Here is a 4,715-nt window from a genome sequence, read left to right on the forward strand (position 1 = left end):
GTGCATATAAGGTCATATCTGATGTTACGTTTGCAACCGTTACCCCTGCTGCATATTTTGTTCCTCTTCCGTCTGCCTTTGTGTTCCAGCTGTCAAATTTCTTCCCTGCTGGGGCGATTACCCCTGTTCCATCTGGTAATACTGAAGATGTCTGCCCATCTGCTACCTGCTGTGAAGAAATGCCTCCTGTTCCTCCATTTGCATCAAAGCTTATGGTATGAGTTACCTGTGGTATATCCACATACTGTGCATATAGGGTCATATCTGATGTTACGTTTGCAACCATTGCTCCTGGGATGTACTTTGTTCCACTTCCATCTGACTCTGTGTTCCAGCTGTCAAATCTCTTCCCTGCTGGGGCGATTACCCCTGTTCCATCTGGTAATACTGAAGAAGCTTGTCCATCTGCTACCTGAAATGAAGATACGCTTCCGGTTCCTCCGTTAGCATTAAAGCTGATGGTATGAGTCACCTGTGGTATATCAATATACTGTGCATACAGCGTCACATCTGTTGTCACGTTTGCAACCGTTGCTCCTGCTGTATACTTAGTCCCGCTTCCATCTGACTCTGTGTTCCAGCTGTCAAATCTCTTCCCTGCTGGTGCTGTCAGGCTGCTTCCATCTAGCAATGCTGAAGATGTCTGTCCATCTGCTACCTGCTGTGAAGAAATGCCTCCTGTTCCTCCATTTGCATCAAAGCTTATGGTATGAGTTACCTGTGGTATATCCACATACTGTGCGTATAACGTCATATCGGATGTTACATTTGCAACTGTTGCTCCTGACGCATACTTCGTTCCTCTTCCGTCTGCCTTAGTATTCCAGCTATCAAACTTCTTGCCTGCTGGTGCTATCAGTCCTGTTCCATCAGGCAATACTGAAGAAGTCTGCCCATCTGCTACCTGCAATGAAGATACGCTTCCGGTTCCTCCATTTACATTAAAGCTTATGGTATGAGTTACCTGTGGTATATCAATATACTGTGCATACAGCGTCACATCTGTTGTCACATTTGCAACCGTTGCTCCTGGAATGTACTTTGTTCCACTTCCGTCTGCTTTCGTATTCCAGCTGTCAAATTTCTTGCCTATTGGTGCTGTCAGGCTGCTTCCATCTGGTAATACTGAAGATGTCTGCCCATCTGCTACCTGCAATGAAGTAATGCTCCCTTTCCCTCCGTTTGCATAAAAGCTTATGGTATGAGTTACCTGTGGTATATCAATATACTGTGCATATAACCACATACTTGTTGTTACATTTGTAAGGATTGTTCCTGCTGCATACTTTGTTCCTGCTCCGTCTACCTTTGTATTCCAACTGTCAAACTTTTTGCCTTTTGGTGCTTTAAATCCCCTTCCATCAGGAAAGGCTGGAGTAGACTGTCCCTCAGATATTCGCCATGATAAATATGTTACAAAAGGGCTCTTATAAAAAACTATAGACTTAATTTTACTACTATAACATGCATATAGGGTCACATCTGCTGTTACATTTGGTATTGTTGATCCTGCTGCATACATTGTTCCAGTTCCATCTGCTTTCGTGTTCCATATGTGAAACTTCATATCTGTTGGTGCGGTAAATCCACTTCCATCTGGTAGTGCTGAAGAAGTCTGTCCCTCGGTTACCTGCAATGAAGGTACACTTCCTGTTCCTCCGTTTGGGTTAAAGCTGATTGTATATTTGGGCATATCCACATATTGTGCATATAAGGTCGTATCCGCCGTCACATTTGCAATTGTTGCACCTGCTGCATACTTTATTCCTGTTCCATCTGGCTTCGTATTCCAACTTTCAAACAGTTTTGTTGCTGGTGCTGTCAATCCGGTTCCATCTGGTAATGCTAAGGAAGGTTGCCCTTCTGTTACATGCCATGAAGAGAAGTTTCCTATACCTCCATTTACATCAAAGCGGACGGTATACATTTTGGTTAAAGGCTCATAAAATCTTACATAATCAACCTTCATAACCGAATTATCTGCCTGAGATGGAATTAATTCACCTGAATATCCAGGAAATACTGCTAAAGATAAATATATATTCATAGGTGCTATTTCATATTGGAAGCTATTGGTTTTTCTAACATTCCTATCGTTAAAAAAAACCTGATATGTATCCTGATTCTGTTCTAACTCCCACGCAGAATCAACATCATTAGGTCTAAGATATGCAGTAAATTTATTCATCTTATCTGCAAGATTCGTAGTGGCATAGTATTTAAAAGTATCAACAATTCTTTTACTGCCTTTCATTCTAAGTAAGTTGATTTGAAGTTCATTGGGATAGTGTCCCTCAGGAAAATCAGGTTCACAATGACCATACTTTTCATCAGCAGGTACATTTGTAAAAGCCCAAAAGCTCTGATTTAATCCTGAAGCTCTCGCATACTGATAGGAGCACTCATACACCCCATACTTAAAGCTCTCTTTACTAAATATATTGCCTGCTGTCCATGTATGAGGAGGATCTTTTTTATCCAAATAGTCATATTTAGATAAATGCTCATTTCTGGCATAAATCATAAGCTGTCCATCTTTGACTTCAACATTTTCCGGCACACGTACTTGATATGTCTTTGGATCTCCCAAATATCTGAGTCCACAGTCCGATATCCATTTTTTTGTTAAATTAAAATCACGACCATCTTTTGCTATGTAGTTAAATTCATCATTAAATTTTAAGTTGTATTTAACTAAAATTGCATCGGAGATAGTTTCCATTCCAACTCTTCCTTTAATATTAACAGGTGTAATTCCAACTCGGATATATTTTCCTGCATCCTCCTTTTTAACTAGATATGTGGGCTTGTCAGAACCTTCTATCGCTAAAGGAGTTCCTTCCGGAGTTGTTGAAGCATACCATTGATATTTAGTTGCATTAGTATCTTCCTCTACCTTTCCTGTACCCGATCCACACCCATAAGTATATTTAGTTTGTATTTCCCCTCCTATCGCAGCCCCTTCCATGCCTTCTGCCAATACTACCTGTCCGTCAAATTTTATATCAATAATGACTGGAATCACAGCACCATTAATGTTATTAGAGCCTCCAGACATATCTTCAGCATATACATTTACACTACAAAGCATGGTAATGATTAACAACATTGAAATCAGTACCCTAGACATGCCAAATTTCATTTTTTTGATGCTAATACTCATTTATCCCCCTTAAAAATGAAAGACTTAAAATCCCTGTTCTTTTGATAAAATAATGCATTCACATTTAAAATACCAGCCAAACAGGGATTTTTTAATTTATAAATTTATCTTGTTGCTTATACTTAACCCCTTTTTAAATTTAATTTTTTATCTTAACTTTTATGTAAAAACCTCCTTAAACTTTTACTTTTCAGCATAACTTGTAATCATCATGGCAACCTCTGCTCTTGTAGCCAGTCCTTTTGGATCAAGCGAATTGTCACCCTTGCCACTGATTATTTTCTGCTGATAAGCCCATGCAAATGCCTGCTTTGCATAATCTGATATATCGAAGGCATCTTTAAATGATGCTATACCATTATAATCTGTAACCACAGGAGAACCTGCATATCTCCAAAGAATGGAAACTAACTGTTCACGTGTAATATTATTATTCGGAGCAAAGATATTGTTTCCATACCCTGTAACGATTCCTTTATTTTGTGCCCATGCAACAGCATTTGCATAATACTTGTCCTTTGTTACATCTGTAAAGGAACTATCAAAGGTTTCTTTAGAGCCATCCAATCTATACAGTATGGTTGCAATCATTGCGCGATTGGTGCCTAAATTCGGTGAAAATGCAGAAGCATCTGTCCCCCCCATTATATTATTCTGGTTAAGGATTGCCACGCTCTTATAGAACCAATCTGATTTTGCCACATCTGTAAATGGATTAACCCAGCTTTCCACATTAAGATTTAACTTACCTGGTGTAGCACTGACATCTTTGGTAATTACATAATCAGAACAAGAACTTTGCTGTACTGTAAATATACCATTACTGTCAACTGTGGATTTTTGTTTAAACTCAAGCTTTCCTGTCTGAGGGTCATAATAGTTATAGTTCAATGTCTGTCCACTGTATGCTTTTCCTAAGTTAATGTCTATAGTTGCTTTTGCCGGCAATTGTCCGCTATAGTTGAAATGAAGAGACTGAATGAAACTGTCACCTGCCGCCTTCTTTGTAGTATCTTTTAAGGTTCCTGTACCAAAAGATACACCAAAATCATATTCCGTTTTACCTGAAACCTCTTGCATTGTTCCCTTTTTAAAAGTCATTGTAAAATCATTTTGTTTTATTACTACATTATTATCTTTATTGCTAGTAATAACATCTTTTATTTGAGCTGCAGTAACTTTGGCACTTGAACTGCTAAAGCTTATAACTGCTTCTTTTGTCTCTTTATCCGTCACTATTTTAATGCTGGTGGATGCACTTGCTGAAGAAGAACTTCCGCCACTGTGGCTGCTTCCACCGCCGCTGCTGGAATCAGTTACATACTGTGCATATAGCGCCATATCGGCTGTTACATTTGCAACAGTTGCTCCTGATGCATATTTTGTTCCTGTTCCGTCTGCCTTCGTGTTCCAGCTGTCAAACTTCTTTCCTGTTGGTGCTGTCAATCCTGTTCCTCCAGGTAATGCTGAGGAAGCCTGTCCATATGTTACCTGTAGTGAAGAAACGCTTCCTGTTCCTCCGTTTACATCAAAGCTGATTGTATGAGTTACC

Annotated in this window: 2 protein-coding genes; both read right to left on the reverse strand. The window is 39.4% G+C overall.

All coding sequences use genetic code 11. The features are described 5' to 3' along the window. A partial coding sequence (locus tag RTW14_RS18590; RefSeq protein WP_312654308.1) for an InlB B-repeat-containing protein occupies positions 1 to 3,163 on the reverse strand: 3,163 nt, incomplete at its 3' end. Positions 3,164 to 3,346: 183 nt separating this feature from the next. Continuing rightward, positions 3,347 to 4,715 (reverse strand): S-layer homology domain-containing protein (locus RTW14_RS18595; RefSeq protein WP_312654311.1); only part of this gene is annotated, 1,369 nt, incomplete at its 5' end.

The sequence above is a fragment of the Aminipila sp. genome (assembly GCF_032051575.1).
Lineage (GTDB): Bacteria > Bacillota > Clostridia > Peptostreptococcales > Anaerovoracaceae > Aminipila.